This window comes from Nitrosomonas europaea (genome assembly GCF_900167395.1).
GTDB classification, from domain to species: domain Bacteria; phylum Pseudomonadota; class Gammaproteobacteria; order Burkholderiales; family Nitrosomonadaceae; genus Nitrosomonas; species Nitrosomonas europaea.
Window position 1 is genome coordinate 1 of the sequence record NZ_FUWK01000030.1, and the last position, 15,348, is coordinate 15,348.

General features: G+C 52.9%; 16 protein-coding genes. 5 read left to right on the top strand and 11 right to left on the bottom strand.

Features of this window, described 5'->3' with window-relative positions; translation table 11 throughout:
* Positions 1-232: integrase core domain-containing protein (locus tag B5D58_RS09630; protein ID WP_143779566.1), on the top strand; the 232-nt coding region annotated here is incomplete at its 5' end.
* 117 nt (positions 233-349) lie between these two features.
* Here B5D58_RS09630 and B5D58_RS09635 read toward each other — a convergent pair.
* Positions 350-1,168, bottom strand: a complete 819-nt coding sequence (locus tag B5D58_RS09635) for a hypothetical protein (protein WP_011112417.1) — start codon at positions 1,166-1,168, stop codon at positions 350-352.
* Between the two features lie 107 nt (positions 1,169-1,275).
* Between B5D58_RS09635 and B5D58_RS09640 the strand changes: the two genes are divergently transcribed.
* Positions 1,276-1,872 (top strand): tetratricopeptide repeat protein, encoded by a 597-nt coding sequence (locus B5D58_RS09640; RefSeq protein WP_011112416.1) that lies wholly within the window; start codon positions 1,276-1,278, stop codon positions 1,870-1,872.
* 59 nt (positions 1,873-1,931) lie between these two features.
* Here the strand turns inward: B5D58_RS09640 and aroC are convergent, their stop codons facing one another.
* A complete protein-coding gene (aroC, locus tag B5D58_RS09645; RefSeq protein WP_011112415.1) occupies positions 1,932-3,104 on the bottom strand; it encodes a chorismate synthase in 1,173 nt (390 codons plus the stop codon).
* A 169-nt stretch (positions 3,105-3,273) separates the two neighbouring features.
* Between aroC and hemF the strand changes: the two genes are divergently transcribed.
* Positions 3,274-4,179, top strand: a complete 906-nt coding sequence (hemF, locus tag B5D58_RS09650; protein WP_011112414.1) for an oxygen-dependent coproporphyrinogen oxidase — start codon at positions 3,274-3,276, stop codon at positions 4,177-4,179.
* Here hemF and B5D58_RS09655 read toward each other — a convergent pair.
* From B5D58_RS09655 to B5D58_RS09695, 9 genes are all read right to left on the bottom strand, one after another.
* The gene (locus B5D58_RS09655; RefSeq protein WP_011112413.1) at positions 4,148-4,801 is read right to left on the bottom strand and encodes an alpha/beta hydrolase; all 654 of its coding nucleotides are present in this window, start codon (positions 4,799-4,801) and stop codon (positions 4,148-4,150) included. The genes hemF and B5D58_RS09655 overlap by 32 nt on opposite strands.
* A 312-nt stretch (positions 4,802-5,113) precedes the next feature.
* A complete protein-coding gene (locus B5D58_RS09660; protein WP_011112412.1) occupies positions 5,114-5,422 on the bottom strand; it encodes a (2Fe-2S) ferredoxin domain-containing protein in 309 nt (102 codons plus the stop codon).
* Between the two features lie 5 nt (positions 5,423-5,427).
* Positions 5,428-6,537 (bottom strand): ABC transporter substrate-binding protein, encoded by a 1,110-nt coding sequence (locus B5D58_RS09665; protein ID WP_011112411.1) that lies wholly within the window; start codon positions 6,535-6,537, stop codon positions 5,428-5,430.
* 2 nt (positions 6,538-6,539) lie between these two features.
* Positions 6,540-7,316: an ABC transporter permease gene (locus B5D58_RS09670; protein ID WP_011112410.1), complete on the bottom strand. Its 777-nt coding sequence runs from the start codon at positions 7,314-7,316 to the stop codon at positions 6,540-6,542.
* Between the two features lie 9 nt (positions 7,317-7,325).
* Positions 7,326-8,234 (bottom strand): ABC transporter permease, encoded by a 909-nt coding sequence (locus B5D58_RS09675; RefSeq protein WP_011112409.1) that lies wholly within the window; start codon positions 8,232-8,234, stop codon positions 7,326-7,328.
* A 2-nt stretch (positions 8,235-8,236) separates the two neighbouring features.
* A complete protein-coding gene (locus tag B5D58_RS09680) occupies positions 8,237-9,322 on the bottom strand; it encodes an ABC transporter ATP-binding protein (RefSeq protein WP_011112408.1) in 1,086 nt (361 codons plus the stop codon).
* Positions 9,323-9,437: 115 nt separating this feature from the next.
* Positions 9,438-10,952, bottom strand: coding sequence for a ubiquinone biosynthesis regulatory protein kinase UbiB (gene ubiB, locus B5D58_RS09685; RefSeq protein WP_011112407.1), 1,515 nt, complete (start codon positions 10,950-10,952; stop codon positions 9,438-9,440).
* 89 nt (positions 10,953-11,041) lie between these two features.
* On the bottom strand, positions 11,042-11,674 hold the full coding sequence (locus B5D58_RS09690; RefSeq protein ID WP_011112406.1) for a ubiquinone biosynthesis accessory factor UbiJ: 633 nt from the start codon (positions 11,672-11,674) through the stop codon (positions 11,042-11,044).
* An 88-nt stretch (positions 11,675-11,762) separates the two neighbouring features.
* The gene (locus B5D58_RS09695) at positions 11,763-12,197 is read right to left on the bottom strand and encodes a hypothetical protein (RefSeq protein ID WP_011112405.1); all 435 of its coding nucleotides are present in this window, start codon (positions 12,195-12,197) and stop codon (positions 11,763-11,765) included.
* 312 nt (positions 12,198-12,509) lie between these two features.
* Between B5D58_RS09695 and B5D58_RS09700 the strand changes: the two genes are divergently transcribed.
* Both B5D58_RS09700 and B5D58_RS09705 read left to right on the top strand, forming a co-directional pair.
* A complete protein-coding gene (locus tag B5D58_RS09700; RefSeq protein WP_011112404.1) occupies positions 12,510-14,723 on the top strand; it encodes a chemotaxis protein CheW in 2,214 nt (737 codons plus the stop codon).
* A 74-nt stretch (positions 14,724-14,797) separates the two neighbouring features.
* Positions 14,798-15,307, top strand: a complete 510-nt coding sequence (locus tag B5D58_RS09705; RefSeq protein ID WP_011112403.1) for a chemotaxis protein CheW — start codon at positions 14,798-14,800, stop codon at positions 15,305-15,307.
* Positions 15,308-15,348: the final 41 nt, after the last annotated feature.

Here is a 15,348-nt window from a genome sequence, read left to right on the forward strand (position 1 = left end):
TATTTGCGAACGCTTTCACAAAACCATCTTGCAGGAGTTCTACCAGGTGACATTCCGGCGCAAGATTTACCAGTCCATTGAAGAGTTACAACACGATCTGGATGATTGGATGGCGTACTACAACAGTGTGCGGACTCACCAGGGAAAAATGTGCTGTGGACGCACCCCGATGCAAACTTTAATTGACGCTAAGGAGATATGGGACGATAAAATTACCGAATTGAATAACTGAATCTGATCTAACAGGCACTCGTCAAATCGGGTAACTGTCAGATCAGATCTCAACTACTACACATCAGGAGATTTTTTATTTTTCCCGGATATATCTGATTATCCTGAAAAACGAGAATCAGTTGACCTTGAGTGCTCCTCCGCGTCCTAATCCTCCTTCTACCTTCTGTGCTTCATAATGTTTGAGTGCTCGTACCATTCCGTTATAAGCATCGAAAAAAGCAGCGACTGTCGCCTTGCCTGCGGGAGTACGTGAGAAACCACCCAGGGCGCCGCCTGCACCACCACCAAATCCACCCAATGCAGCGCCGTAGTTATTGGCGGTTGAGCTTCCTTCCGAGATGGAAATCTGGACACTGGAACGAATGTCGAACAGCGACAGTGTGACGACGGAAACCTTGGTTTCAAGCGCGCCAGCCAGTGCACCGACTAATGGGTTGAATGCTCCTCCGATTGCAGCACCGACTTTTCCAGTCGAATCATTGTCGATGATGATCTGCGGCTCCATATAGTAATCTGCAGCGACACGTTGTCCTTTTTGCTGTTTCGAGCCGGCACGATATTCACCAGAGTTACGCTGCATATCGGTAATACGGGAAAGGCGGCTATCTGTCCGTGCATTACCGATGGAAGTAAGCACGAAGCAGTTTGATTGCTGAACCGCAAGCCGAATGAGTGGTTCGATTGTGGTAATGCTGGTAGCACTGCCAAAACTGTGGTACCAGTTTGCTTCCCTGCCGTCATCGACAGCAAGTGTGCCCAGTGTTTTATCACAACGTTCCAGATCGGCATTGGCACCCGCACTGGCACCTCCTGCAGCCGCACCGGTAACGGCTGTACCGCCGGTGCCGGTCGTTACGTTTGCACATCCTGTGAAAAAAGGTATGCAAATGGATATTGCTACTAAAGATCGAATTGAACTGCTATTTTTTTTCATAAAATGACTCCCTTTCATAAAATTAAAAGCTATTTTTATTAGCTTGGTTTATTGTTACTCATGTTCAAATTCGATCTTTATATGATATATGAAAGGAATGTAAGAAAGTGAATATACAAATCATTTTATCGCTTATTTTCAGTATGATCCTGATGGCTTGTACGACATCTTCACCCCAAAAGGATCTGTCGCGAATTTGTGATTCTTCCGGTTGTTCAGATCGTTCCGGTAACTATGTTTCTAATCATTCATCTGCCGCTTCTTCGGATGAAGAAGCCAGGATCAGGGTGCTTGAGGATGTTGCCCGCCAGGATCCGCGTGCAGCGTATGATCTCGGCCTTCGATATTTCCGGGGAGATGGGGTGCGTCAGGATAGCTATCAGGCATTACAGTGGATGCGTGAGGCAGCAGAAAGGGGCGATCTCAATGCACAAAAGGCACTGGGCCGCCTGTATCTGACGGGGCTTGAAGAAATGGGCGCAGACTATCGTGAAGCGGAAAAGTGGTTACGTATCGCTGCGAGCAGAGGGGATAAGGAATCCGAGCAGTTGCTCGTGGAAGCGGCTGCTTTTGCATCGGAAGAACGCAGATCAGGTGAAATTTACCACCGGTGGGTCAATCGCTGGCAGCCTGTTTTTTATCAGAGGTGGTACTACGGCTATCCCTACCTGGGAACCTGGCGGGGCAATTACTGGTATTACTGAATATGAGGCTTTGAAATATTTTTCAAAGCCTTTCTATAGCGAGCCTTCTTTTTACGAAATTACGATGATTCATCCGGTTCAGGATCTTCCGCCCGGGGAGCACTGGCCTGCATCTCTACTGGATGTATCTGGTTTGTGGTGCTTCCGGGAATCCTGGGAGTAGAGCAGACGACATCCGCATTTTGTGCGCGGTGACGCAAGGCATGATCCATCAGCACGATGGCCAGCATAGCCTCCACGATGGGAGTTGCCCGGATGCCGACACAGGGATCATGCCTGCCATGGGTTTCGACCAGTACAGGATTTCCTGCCTTGTCGATCGAACGTCGTGCCAGACGGATACTGGATGTGGGTTTGATCGCCACACTGACAACAACCGGCTGGCCGCTGGAAATTCCACCCAGAATCCCGCCGGCATTGTTGCTCAGGAAACCTTCCGGGGTGATCTCATCCGAGTGTTCGGTCCCTTTCTGAGTAATGCTGTTGAATCCGGCCCCGATTTCCACACCCTTGACCGCATTGATACTCATCATGGCGTAAGCGATATCGGCATCCAGCCGGTCATAAACCGGCTCACCCCAGCCGACCGGTACGCCTTCCGCCACGACATTGATTCTGGCGCCCGCTGAATTACCTGATTTGCGCAAGCTGTCCATGAATGTTTCCAGTTTCTGAACATAATCGTTATCTGCAACAAAAAACGGATTCTGATTGACGACATCCCAGCTTTTGAAGGGAATGGCAATCGAGCCGAGCTGTGCCATGTAACCCCGGATGACAATACCATAGCGCTGTTGCAGCCATTTCCTGGCGATGGCGCCAGCGGCCACCCGTACAGCCGTTTCCCGTGCGGATGAACGGCCTCCTCCCCGGTAGTCGCGGATGCCGTATTTCTGCCAGTAGGTGTAGTCTGCATGGCCGGGGCGAAAAACATCCATGATCTTGCTGTAATCCTTGCTGCGTTGATCCTCGTTACGGATCAGCAGGGCGATCGGTGTGCCCGTCGTTGTGTTTTCAAATACGCCTGAGAGTATCTCTACCCGATCCGCCTCGCGTCGCTGTGTGACATGCCGGGAAGTGCCGGGTTTGCGTCGATCCAGTTCCTGTTGGATGTCTTCGACCGACAAGGTTAATCCAGGCGGACATCCATCTACGATACAGCCGATTGCCGGACCGTGAGACTCACCGAATGAAGTGACACTGAACAGTTTTCCGATGCTGTTGCCAGACATGACAAATCCTTGGTTGAACGGGGAAACGCAAAGTCTAACATAAGCCAAAGCGGGGAGATGGGCTGGGGGCCACCTGTCAGCGTGGTTTCAGCGTGCCAATTCAGGGTTGTGCAGGTAGAATTGGCTGAAAAAACCGATTGGTGAACAGCATATTACATGGGGAGGGAATATGAATTTTGCACAGGTCAAGGATTACCTGGTTGATTTGCAGAACAGAATTGTGACTGGACTGGAGCAGGTCGATGGCCAGTCGTTCCGCCGTGATACCTGGGACCGCCCGGAAGGCGGGGGAGGGACCAGTTGTGTGATCGAGGAAGGCAACGTACTGGAACGCGGGGGAGTCAATTTCTCGCATGTGTTCGGTAAGGGGCTGCCCGCCTCGGCCACTGCAGCCCGGCCCGAACTGGCCGGCAGAGCATTTGAAGCAGCAGGTGTTTCGCTGGTGCTGCATCCGCGTAATCCTTATGCGCCTACCGTCCACATGAATGTCCGTTTTTTTGCAGCCACCAAAGAAGGAGCGGAGCCGGTGTGGTGGTTTGGCGGCGGGATGGATCTCACCCCTTACTATGGTTTTGAAGAAGATGCTGTCCATTTTCATCAGGCTTGCAAGGATGCACTCCAGCCTTCGGGTGAAGAGTACTACCCGCGTTTCAAGAAATGGTGTGATGAATACTTTTATCTGAAACACCGCAAGGAACCACGCGGAATTGGCGGGGTATTTTTTGACGACCTCAACCAGCCGGATTTTGCCACTTGCTTCAACCTGACCAGAAGTGTCGGTGATCATTTCCTCGCAGCGTATGTTCCGATTCTGCAAAAGCGCCGCGATCTTCCCTATGGCGAACGTGAACGGGATTTTCAGGCGTATCGCCGTGGCCGTTATGTGGAATTCAATCTGGTATGGGATCGCGGAACGCTGTTCGGTTTGCAGTCGGGAGGGCGTACCGAATCCATCCTGATGTCGCTGCCGCCTGTCGTCAAATGGCGTTACGACTGGTCACCCGCGGCGGGCAGCCCGGAAGCGAAGCTCTATACTGATTTCCTTACGGGTAGAGACTGGTTGCCGCTTGGCTGATACTGCAGCTCTGCAGAATGACGTTTTTCAGGACATGCAGCTTGCCGTGGAAGAAATGCTCGGCACCGGGAATGACAGTCACCGGAAGCGTTTGTGGAGCTGCCCAGTTCAGTATGCTCTGAAGCGGCACGATCGTATCCTGATCACCCTGAATGACCAGGATATGCCGGGCATGATCGACCACAGGCGGGGCCTGCAGGCGTTCCACTGATGGTGCGACCAGTACCAGCCTGGAGGGCTTCAACTGCTGTGCAACGTGTGCCTGGACAGCACCGCCGAATGAAAAACCGGCCAGTGTCAGCGGCAGCGGTTCCGGTCCGGTATCGTACTGCTCACGCATGGCCTGAGTAACAGCCATGACATCTTCGATCTCCCCTTTTCCTTCGGCATAACTGCCTTCACTCGCGCCCACGCCACGGAAATTGAATTTCACCGTGATGTACTGCTGTTCGATGAAAGCCCGGCTGAGGATGTAGACGATCTTGTTATCCATGCTGCCCTGATAAAGCGGATGTGGATGCGCCACGATGGCAAGACCGCGCGGCGCCCCCTCCGGCAGCGTGACAACGGTTTCCAGTCGACCGGCCGGACCGGTTACGAAGCGTTTCTGTTCATTCGGCATGGATGATAAACCCTGTAACAGATGACTGTTTCATGACAGACAATTATAGTATAGGGCGGTTTACCGGATGATGAGTGAATGCCGGGTGCCGTATTTACAGCGCGTGATTTCCTGAACCGCTATCTGTTCAATCCAGGATTGTTTCCTGGATTAGTAAAGGAGGCAGGTGTAAAGGGATAAAAAGTTGATGGGTAAAAAGATCATCATCATTGCCGGCCAGAATATTCAAGCAAGAAATAATCATGATCATTTTGTCACACAGCGGCTGTCTCGGAGTGGTATGGGAGGATACATCCGTACGGTATGAGATGATCATATTCTCAGTCGTTCAACGATTTTTCCGTTCTGCAGGTGAGATTCAATGATTTCATCGATATCTTCCTGATCGACATAGGTGTACCAGACTTCTTCCGGGTAGATGACGATGACCGGGCCTTCGCTGCAGCGATCGAGGCAGCCGGCGTTGTTGATGCGTATTTTCCCTTTTCCGCTCAATTTGAGCTCCTTGATACGTGCCTTGGCGTAATCGCGCATTTCCTGGGCGTGGTGGTCGTTGCAGCAGCGTTCGCCATTGGCGCGCTGATTGATGCAAAAGAAAACGTGGTGCTGATAGTAGGTCATGCCCTTTACCTCAATTTGATTTCTGTCCATATCCGGCTGAGCAGCCGGCGTTGGGTGTGGTTGATATCTTCCAGCATTTCCAGCCGGGAAAATTGTGCTGCATCCGGGAAAATGGCCGGGTTGGCAATGATTTCGGGATGGATATGGGGTCTGGCATCCAGATTGGGGTTGCCAGAGCCGGTCAGGTTGGTCAGCTCGGCGGAATTTTCACCTTCCAGCATGAAATTGATGAAGCGGTGTGCCAGATCGGGACGGTGTCCGCTGCGGTGGAGCACCATGCTGTCGAGCGATAATACTGCACCTTCCTTCGGAATGACGAAATCGATACTGAACTGGCGCCCTGTTTTTTTTGCATCCTGTGCAGCCTGGAACATATCGTTCGAATAGCCGTGAGCAACCCACAGATTGCCAACTGCCAGTTCACGGATATAGCTGGTGTTGTTGAAAGCGGCCCAGTAGGGTTTTGCGCGGATGATCAGTGTTTTGGCCTGCTGCCAATGGGCTTCATCAGTGTCATGGGCGGAGTAACCCAGATATTTGAGTGCAGCGGCCAGCAGTTCGCGCTGGCTGTCGAGTACTGTCACGCGTCCTTTGATTTTTTTCAGATATTCCGGCTCGAAGATGATTGCCCAGCTATCGGTGGGTAATCCCAGCCCGGTAATTTTTTCGCGGTTGAATCCCAGCAAGGTGATGGTATTCGCATACGGGACGGAATAGCGGTTGTCCGGATCAAATTTGGTTTTCAGGTAGCCGGGATCGATATTTTTCAGATTGGGGATCTTTGATTTATCCAGCTCCCTCAGCGCGCCCTGCCGGATCAGTGTATCCATGGCATCACCCGTCGGAACGAGGAGATCATAACCGGTTGCGCCGGCCGCCAGTTTGGCGAGCAATTCCTCATTATCGGAATAATAGTCCTGTGTGACCCGGCACTGGCACATCTGTTCGAAGCGTTCGACTGTTTTCTGGCTGATGTAGTTATTCCAGTTGAACAGCCGCAGAACGTTATCCTGCTGATTGGATGGATTATCTCCGGATCCGCTCCCGGAAGTACATCCAGCAAGTATGCTGATCAGCAGACAGACGAAATACGATCGAATGATGCTCGCTTTCACTGTTATTCTCCGCGCAGTGCGCCGGCATCGAGCCGATTGGCGAGAATGATCAAGGCAAGCGTCAGTAGCATCAGCAGCGTGGAAATCGCATTGACTTCAGGTGTCACTGAAATTTTGATCATGGTGTAGATCTGGATTGGCAGAATCGGTTCACCGACGCCCTTGGTGAAGAAGGTGATGACGAAATCGTCGATCGACAGTGTGAACGACATCAGTGCGCCGGCGGCCACGGCAGGCATGATCAGCGGCAGGGTGATCAACCTGAACGTTTGCCAGGGAGTTGCGCCCAGATCGCGCGCTGCTTCGAAAATGCTGTCATCCATACCTTGCAGGCGGGCACGAACGATGATGGCGACAAAACCGATACAGAAGGTCGTGTGGGCAATGATGATTGAAACCATACCCAGTGTCAGGTTCAGCACCTGCAGGAAAAACAGCAGCAGCGAAACTCCCAGCAGGATTTCCGGCATGGCGATGGGTGTAAAGGCGAGTATCGGCAGTACTTTGAGCCGGTAGCGGTGAATCGCCAGTCCGGCCATGGTTCCCAGTACGGTGGCGAGCAGGCTTGCGGTAATCGCAATGATCAGTGAATTGCGGGCGGCCAGCAGCATTTCGCCGTTATTGAACAGTTTGTAGTACCAGTCCAGCGTAAAGCCCACCCATTCCGCATTCAGACGGGAATCGTTGAACGAATACACCACGACGACAATCAGCGGAATATAAAGAAATGCATAAACCGGGATGGCTGCAAGCCACAATGTCAGATTATTACGTTTCATGTCAGTGAATTAATTGCTGGAAGCAGTGCGGGAACGGGCGAACCAGGTGGCCAGGCCGGCCACACTCAGCACCGCCAGCGTGAGCATGATGGACAGGGTAGAGCCAAACGGCCAGTCGCGCGTACCGAGGAACTGATCCTTGATCAGGTTGCCGATCAGGATGTCACCGGTGCCACCCAGGATATCCGGTATGGCAAACATGCCGAGTACCGGGATGAATACCAGTGCCGAACCGGAAAACACACCCGGCAGGGATTGTGGCCAGGTCACCCGCCAGAATCGCTGCCAGCGGTTCGCACCGAGATCCTGGGCTGCATCGAGCAATACCGGATCATGTTTTTCCAGATTGGTGTAGAGCGGCAGGATCATGAACGGCAGATGCACATACACCGTGCCTACCAGCACAGCAAAGGGAGAAAACAGCAGCATGACCGGTTCTAAACCCAGCACATCGAGTACGCTGTTGATCAGGTGGCTGAATGTCGATTCCGGCCCGAGAATGATCATCCAGGCATAGATGCGGATCAGAAAGTTGCTGGCAAATGGCAATACCACCAGCAGTACCATCAGATTGCGGTATTTTTTTGCACTCCGGGCGATCAGCATGGCGACCGGGTAAGCCATGACCAGGCAGATCAAGGTGGTGGCCGTTGCAACCGCGAATGATTTCAGGAAAATTTCTGCGTACAGGATATCGCTGAAAAAGAAACGGTAGGTTTCGAGTGTCAGACCGTACAAGCCGGAACCCTCTTCTGCGAGACCCGTTGCCGGCACTGATAGAGGTGCCAGCCCGCCAAATTCACCCGGGTAGCGGAAAGAGGTCACGATCATGAGCAGGCTGGGTACCACAAAGAACAGCAGCAGGAACAGTGTCGGTGGCAGGCTTACCAGCCAGCGTGTCAGGCGAAGTCTGTTCATGTTCAGTTCATCAGAAATTGGGCGGCTTCCCGTGTCCAGCTGACGATGACCGGATCACCCACTTCAAAGAAACGCGCGCGTCCGGGTGAGGAGTTCGCCAGCAGGGCTTCCACGCGGATACCGCAATCCAGTTCGACGATATAGGTGGTGACATCGCCAACATAGAGAAAATCGAGCACTTTGCCGGTATGGGCATGGGGCAGTTCCGCATGCCTGGCCAGTGCATGTACGCTCACTTGTTCCGGGCGGATTGCCATCACGCCCTGATCTCCGGTTTTGATACCTTGTTTGAGTGGGAGTGTGGTGGTGCCGAGCTGGTCGATTTCCAGCGTCATGTCGTTGTCGGAAACCTGTGTTACCCGTGCTGCCATCAGATTGATCTTACCGATGAAGTCGGCAATGAAGCGATTGGCCGGGTGGCTGTAAATTACGGAAGGCTCACCGATCTGCTCGACTTGCCCCTGATTCATGACAGCAATTCGCTGCGATAGCGCCAGCGCTTCATCCTGCGAGTGAGTGACAAAAACGAAAGTGATGCCGACCTCTTTTTGCAGGCTGATCAGCTCCCGTTGCATATCTTCCCGCAGCTTTGCGTCCAAGGCGCCGAGCGGCTCATCCATCAGCAGCAGGCGTGGCCGGTTGATCAACCCGCGGGCAAATGCCACCCGCTGCTTTTGTCCGCCGGACAGTTCATGCGGAAAACGGTGTGTGAATCTGGACAGTTGTACTTCTTCCAGTGCTTTTTCTACTCGTTTTTTGATTTCGGCAGGTGTCTTTCCCGACATCTTCAATGGGAAAGCAACATTGTCCGCTACTGTCATGTGCGGAAACAGGGCGTAGCTCTGAAAGACCGTATGAATAGGACGTTTCTCGGGCGGAGTGTTGGCGATATCCTGTCCATCCAGCAATATTTGGCCGGAATCAGGTACATCGAACCCGGCAATCATGCGCAGGAGTGTCGTTTTTCCGCAGCCGGACGGACCCAGTAAGGTGAAGAGCTCGCCTGCCTCGATCGACAGATTGACGCAGTCTACTGCGGTGAAGTCGCCAAAACGCCGGGTAACGTCGCGCAACTCGAGTAACGCCATGACTTTATTCCAAAAAGCCGGATTTTAACAAATTTGATTCTGCCGGGTTGGGAAACTCTGAATGCCTTTATATGAATGACAGTAAAGACTGGGATTCGGAGTTTCTCAGCCTCGTTCAGAGGTATATCTGGGCAAGTAGTAGTCCTGCCAGTAACAGTGCAAGCAACATCAGCAATCTGCTTTGCCGTTTCTCCTGTGCGACCAGTTGGGCCAGTCTGTCTTCCAGATTCTGGGCGCGTTCCTGGCTCAGGTTGTAGTGCAGCAGGCGGGGAAACTGCGGCAGAATGACTGCCCAGTTGGTTGCTTCCTTCTGGAGATGGGTAACCAGCCCGCGCAGGCCGACCTGCTCAGCCATCCAGTTTTCCAGAAAGGGTTTGGCGGTTTTCCAGAGATCGAGATCCGGGTCCAGATCACGACCCAGTCCTTCGATATTGAGTAAGGTTTTCTGCAGCAGAACGAGCTGGGGCTGGATTTCCACGTTGAACTGGCGCGAAGCCTGAAACAGACGCAGCAGCACACGGCCAAAATAGATTTCTTTCAGCGGCCGGTCGAAAATCGGTTCACAGACGGCACGAATAGCAGATTCGAAGTCATCCACGCGCGTATTTCTCGGTGCCCAACCTGCTTCAATATGTGTTTGCGCCACACGACGGTAATCGCGGCGGAAAAAAGCCAGGAAATTCTGTGCCAGGTAGTTTTTATCCTGATCACTCAGCGAGCCCATAATGCCGAAATCCACGGCGATGTAGCGCCCGTCACTGCCAACGAAGATATTGCCAGGATGCATGTCGGCATGGAAATAGCCATCTCTGAATACCTGAGTGAAGAATATCTCCACTCCCATGCGGGCAAGTTGAGGAATATCGATTCCCTGTGTGCGCAACGAGGCGACATGGCTGATGGGAGTGCCAACGACGCGTTCCATCACCATGACTTCCGTGTGGCAGTAATCCCAGTACACTTCCGGTACCAGCAGTAGAGGAGAATCCAGAAAATTACGCCGTAACTGGCTGCAGTTGGCTGCTTCCCGGATCAGGTCGAGCTCATCTCCCAGATGCCGTGCGAATTCTGCCACCACCTCACGCAGTTTCAGCCGTTTACCATCCGGCCAGATGGATTCGAGCAACCAGGCGCCGGTTTCCATCAGTGCCACATCATGTGCGATGACCGGCGCGATGGTCGGCCGCAGGATCTTGACAGCAGCGCGTGTGCCATCATGCAGTACCGCATAGTGCACCTGGGCAACCGATGCACTGGCGACCGGTTTGATATCGAATTCGAGAAAAACCTCATGAACCGGTCTGCCGTAGACGGTTTCCAGAATTTGGACTGCCTGCTCCGAAGGGAAGGGGGGTACCCGATCCTGCAGCAGTGCCAGTTCCTCGGCAAAATCCTGGGCAAGTAAATCCCGGCGAGTGGACAGCATCTGTCCAAACTTGATGAAAATAGGCCCTAGTGTTTCCAGCGCCAGACGCAACCTGACCGCGCGCGGCAGCTGGAGCCGTGAGCGGAATGGCAGCAAAGCCGAGAATACCTTGAGTATGCGCAGGCGAACTTGAGTGAACAGGATTTCATCCAGACCGAAACGAAAAGCGATCAGGATGATTTTGAGCAGGCGGAAGAAACGCATGAGGCAGTTGACCGGTCAGTGAAATTACCGGCAAACGAGGCCGGTGTCAGTGTGGCACGCAGCACAGCACTGCGTCATACGATTCTCGGTCATCGGCCAGTCCGGGGCAGATTGCCCGCAATCGAAGAAAACGATGGAACGAGTGCGGTAATCCGCTTCTCGAGTCGTAAAATCCGCCGCTGCAGTGATTCAACCTCGGAAGCAAGCTGATGGAACCGATTTCTGCTCGCGGTTACCGGCTGCTCCTCGCTCAGGAATTCACCCAGTGCTCGCGACAGATTGCGGATGCTTCCCAGATGCCAGCGTACCAGCTCCTGTCCGGTCAAGGTTGCCCGCCGGGCAAGCACATCTCCCATGACCGAGCTCAGATTTTCTTCGATTCCCGCCTGAAAGATCTTGCCCATGTAAAGCAGAGTATCTGCCAGTTCCGGATCACCGCAGATGATGATTTTATCGAACGCGGCCATCTCGCCGGAAGCAATGCGGGGGATGAGCTCGGCCGCTATGTCGAGAATGACCGCAGCTTGCGTATCTTTGGCGGCTGTCGTGAAATGGCCGTCCTGCGTAATCGTGACAGACAGGCTGGCCAGAGAGTCGATACGGAAACATACGGTTTCATTCGCATGAGTCTGTAACCGCTGTTTCACCTGGCTTGATTTATTGGCCAGACGATTCAGACAGCCAGCCAGGGGGTAAGTCAATAGTGAAGACTGAGTGATCATTACAGAAACGGATTGTCAACATGGCCTGCTATCAGTGCAGGGCGGGTATGCCTGCCGCCGGATGGTTGAGAGTACATCCGGTGGCAGATCAGCTGGTCAGATTATAGCGCGATTTGGCGGGTGGACAGGCGGTTGCATCATTGCCGCTCAACCGGTTGACGATGACTTCAGACAGGGTGAGCTGCTCCTGCAGCGCGATTTCGGAAAGAATTTTCCACGCGCGATGGGTCACGCTGATGGTTTTATGCGGCTCAGCAGCGTATCGCAATCTTGTTTCCTGCCGGTCTTTGGCTATACAGATAGCCTGTTTGATTTCTGCCCATTGGCTTTCATTCAGCCACTTCTGGCACCACGCATTGAAACTGGCCGGGTCGGTCCTGGCCTGCAGATATTCCTGCCCGGCGATCGCCCGCTGAGATTCGGTTTCATTGAGCCACGCGTGGTTTTGATTCAGCTGATTATCGATGAAGCTGATAGCTGCATTTCTGTCCTGTTGCCGGATGACGTAAGTGTGGTTTGTCATTTTTATTTTTGCTCAACTTGTTGCTCGAATTTCCGAAATATAAATAACGTCTTACGAGTGAGGATATTACAAGGGAACGTACCTTGGTCGCAACGTGAATTCCTGTCGTTCAGACGCCTGCCTGATTTCTTTTTTCGCCGTTATGTGCTGCCATTTTTCCGGTTTTCAGAGCGGGGAGGATGGAAATGGCTGTCATTGCGTATTGTACCCGGCTTTGGAATCAGCAGAAATGAAGCCGGTTTATCAATCTGTTTGAAATTACATACTTGTTTTGCTGCAGTAATCTGTTGCAAATTTAAGACAGGAGCCCTTATGAGCACTGACCTCGAGCAATTTTACGAGATATTTTTTGAGGAAGCAGGTGAATTGCTGGCAGAAATGGAAACACGCCTGCTGAGGCTGGATATTCTGTCGCCTGATCCGGAAGATCTGAATGCGATATTTCGTGTGGCCCATTCCATCAAAGGTGGAGCGGGAACCTTCGGTTTTACCGATATGGCAGAACTCACCCACGTGCTGGAATCCCTGCTGGACAGATTGCGCAGGAATGAGCTCGAACTGCGCGCTGAAATGGTGGATGCTTTCCTGCATGCCCGGGACGTGCTGAAACACCAGCTCGACGGCCACAAGGGCAACGGTTCAGCCGATCCGGCGGAAGTGGAAGCGGTCAATCGCAAACTGAAAGAGCTGGAGAGGGATACCGGCAGCAGTCATACGCCGTCTGAATGTCTGTCTGAAACCATCGAATCTGCATCGGTGGAAGAATCTGCCAGCGCTGTCGGTGCTGCTGTACCGGTCGCTGTTGCAGAACTGTCCGTGGCAGTAGCTCAACCGGTTTCCGTTCCGGAAAATGCAGCCACCTACCGGATCGAATTTGATTGCACGAACCTTGCCCGGCCGGTCATGGAAAAACTGCTGGCCGATCTCTCACGGCAGGGGCAACTGAAAAACCTGACCGAACCGGGCAATGAAACGGTCTGTACATTGCAGCTTTCCACGCAGATCAGTGAGGAAGATGTCTGGGAATCGCTGGCATTTTTAGTGGATCCGACCAGCTTGTCCATCGAGATCGCTGGAAAAATTGCGGATGATTCGCCATTGGCTGCAGTGGTTCCCGAACCGGTGATCGAATGTGAACAGAAACACCCTCCTGCCATCGATCAGACAGCTGCAACAGTTGTTGAGGTGCAGGAGGAGAAAGAAGAAACCATAACACCCGTCCTGTCCAATGCTGCCAGTCCTGTTCCTGTCAGTCTCGTGAGTTCCGGGGCGAAGCAACCCGCAGGAGCAACTGCCGGCGCACCGCGCTCGAAATCATCGGCAGAGCAGTCCTCAGCAAACAGCGAATCTTCTTCCATTCGTGTCAGTGTCGAGAAAGTGGATCAGATGATCAATCTGGTAGGTGAGCTGGTCATTACCCAGGCCATGCTGGCGCAAACTGCCAGTCAGATCGATCCGGTCATTTTCGAAAAACTGCTCAACGGCCTCAACCAGCTCGAACGTAATACGCGCGACCTGCAGGAAGCTGTCATGTCGATCCGTATGATGCCGATCAGTTTCGTCTTCAGCCGATTCCCGCGTGTAGTGAGAGATGTCGCTTCCAAGCTCGGCAAGCAGGTCGATCTCAAAACCGTAGGTGAAGGTACCGAACTGGATAAAGGGCTGATTGAAAAAATTACCGATCCGCTGACGCATCTCATCCGCAACAGTCTCGATCACGGTATCGAAACACCGGAAAAAAGAAGGGAGCTGGGTAAACCGGCGCGCGGCACGATTACCCTGCGTGCTTCTCACCAGGGGGGAAGCGTCATCATCGAGGTGGCGGATGACGGCGGCGGACTGAACCGGGAGAAAATCCTGGCCAAGGCACAAAGCCGTAGCCTGCCTGTCAACGAAAACATGACCGATCAGGAAGTGTGGATGCTGATTTTCGAAGCTGGCTTCTCCACTGCCGATGTCGTGACGGATGTCTCCGGTCGTGGTGTGGGCATGGATGTGGTCAAACGCAATATCGAAGGGCTTGGCGGACGGGTGGAAATCGATTCGATTACCGGACAGGGCACCCGGATCTCGATCCGTCTGCCGCTGACGCTCGCCATATTGGATGGATTGTCGGTTGCTGTGGGTGATCAGATGTTCATCATCCCGCTGACCTATATTACCGAATCACTCAAACCTGCCGCAGAGGATATCCGCACCATACAAGGTCAGGGGCGCGTGGTACAGGTGCGCGGAGAATACTTGCCGGTGATTGCCCTGCATGAAATTTTCAATCTGGAACCGACTGTCAAAAATATCCACGAGGGCATTCTGGTGATCCTCGATGCCGAAGGCAGCAAGGCTGCCATGTTTGTCGATACGCTGGTCGGCCAGCATCAGGTGGTGATCAAGAGTCTGGAAAGCAACTATCGCCGCGTAGCGGGAGTTTCGGGTGCCACTATCATGGGCGATGGCAGTGTTGCTCTGATCCTCGACGCTGTGGGACTGGTCAATGTCACAAAACAGAGAATGATCCATGCAGCGTAATAAATTGATCAAATTTCTGTGGGGAAGGCCGTTAAAACTGCTACCCGATTGTGCACATTACTGAGGAGCAAACCATGTTGTTGACACAAGCCGCAGCCGCCGGTGAATCGCTTAACCCGGTTGGAAATCTTGCCAGCAGTGAATTCCTGATTTTTCGCCTGGGGAAAGAGGAATACGGTATCGAGATACTCAAAGTCCAGGAAATACGCGGATACGACGCCATCACCCGTATTGCCAACGCCCCCGAATTCATCAAAGGGGTCATCAATCTGCGCGGTGTCATCGTCCCGATCGTCGATATGCGTATCAAATTCAATCTGGGTGAGGCCCTCTACGATCAGTTCACCGTGGTCATCATTCTGAATCTGTCCGGGCGTGTCATCGGCATCGTGGTGGATGGTGTATCCGATGTGATCAATCTGGATACCGAACATTTGCGCCCCGCCCCGGAGTTTGGCGGGGTGATCGATACCGAATACATCATCGGACTTGGCACCATGGAAGAACGCATGCTGATTCTGGTGGATATCGAGAAGCTCATGAGCAGTTCGGAAATGGGTCTGCTGGAACAGACAGGCAAATAGTTGTAGAAATCAGTGGCTGTGACGGGTGCACAGTATTTATT

Excerpts from the sequence above, each read along its gene's own strand:
- B5D58_RS09635 (WP_011112417.1), bottom strand. The coding sequence starts at position 1,168 with ATGAAAAAAAATAGCAGTTCAATTCGATCTTTAGTAGCAATATCCATT.
- ubiB (WP_011112407.1), bottom strand. The coding sequence starts at position 10,952 with ATGCGTTTCTTCCGCCTGCTCAAAATCATCCTGATCGCTTTTCGTTTC.
- aroC (WP_011112415.1), bottom strand. The coding sequence starts at position 3,104 with ATGTCTGGCAACAGCATCGGAAAACTGTTCAGTGTCACTTCATTCGGT.
- B5D58_RS09660 (WP_011112412.1), bottom strand. The coding sequence starts at position 5,422 with ATGACCTACTATCAGCACCACGTTTTCTTTTGCATCAATCAGCGCGCC.
- B5D58_RS09675 (WP_011112409.1), bottom strand. The coding sequence starts at position 8,234 with ATGAACAGACTTCGCCTGACACGCTGGCTGGTAAGCCTGCCACCGACA.
- B5D58_RS09700 (WP_011112404.1), top strand. The coding sequence starts at position 12,510 with ATGAGCACTGACCTCGAGCAATTTTACGAGATATTTTTTGAGGAAGCA.
- B5D58_RS09705 (WP_011112403.1), top strand. The coding sequence starts at position 14,798 with ATGTTGTTGACACAAGCCGCAGCCGCCGGTGAATCGCTTAACCCGGTT.
- B5D58_RS09655 (WP_011112413.1), bottom strand. The coding sequence starts at position 4,801 with ATGCCGAATGAACAGAAACGCTTCGTAACCGGTCCGGCCGGTCGACTG.
- hemF (WP_011112414.1), top strand. The coding sequence starts at position 3,274 with ATGAATTTTGCACAGGTCAAGGATTACCTGGTTGATTTGCAGAACAGA.
- B5D58_RS09690 (WP_011112406.1), bottom strand. The coding sequence starts at position 11,674 with ATGATCACTCAGTCTTCACTATTGACTTACCCCCTGGCTGGCTGTCTG.
- B5D58_RS09670 (WP_011112410.1), bottom strand. The coding sequence starts at position 7,316 with ATGAAACGTAATAATCTGACATTGTGGCTTGCAGCCATCCCGGTTTAT.
- B5D58_RS09695 (WP_011112405.1), bottom strand. The coding sequence starts at position 12,197 with ATGACAAACCACACTTACGTCATCCGGCAACAGGACAGAAATGCAGCT.
- B5D58_RS09680 (WP_011112408.1), bottom strand. The coding sequence starts at position 9,322 with ATGGCGTTACTCGAGTTGCGCGACGTTACCCGGCGTTTTGGCGACTTC.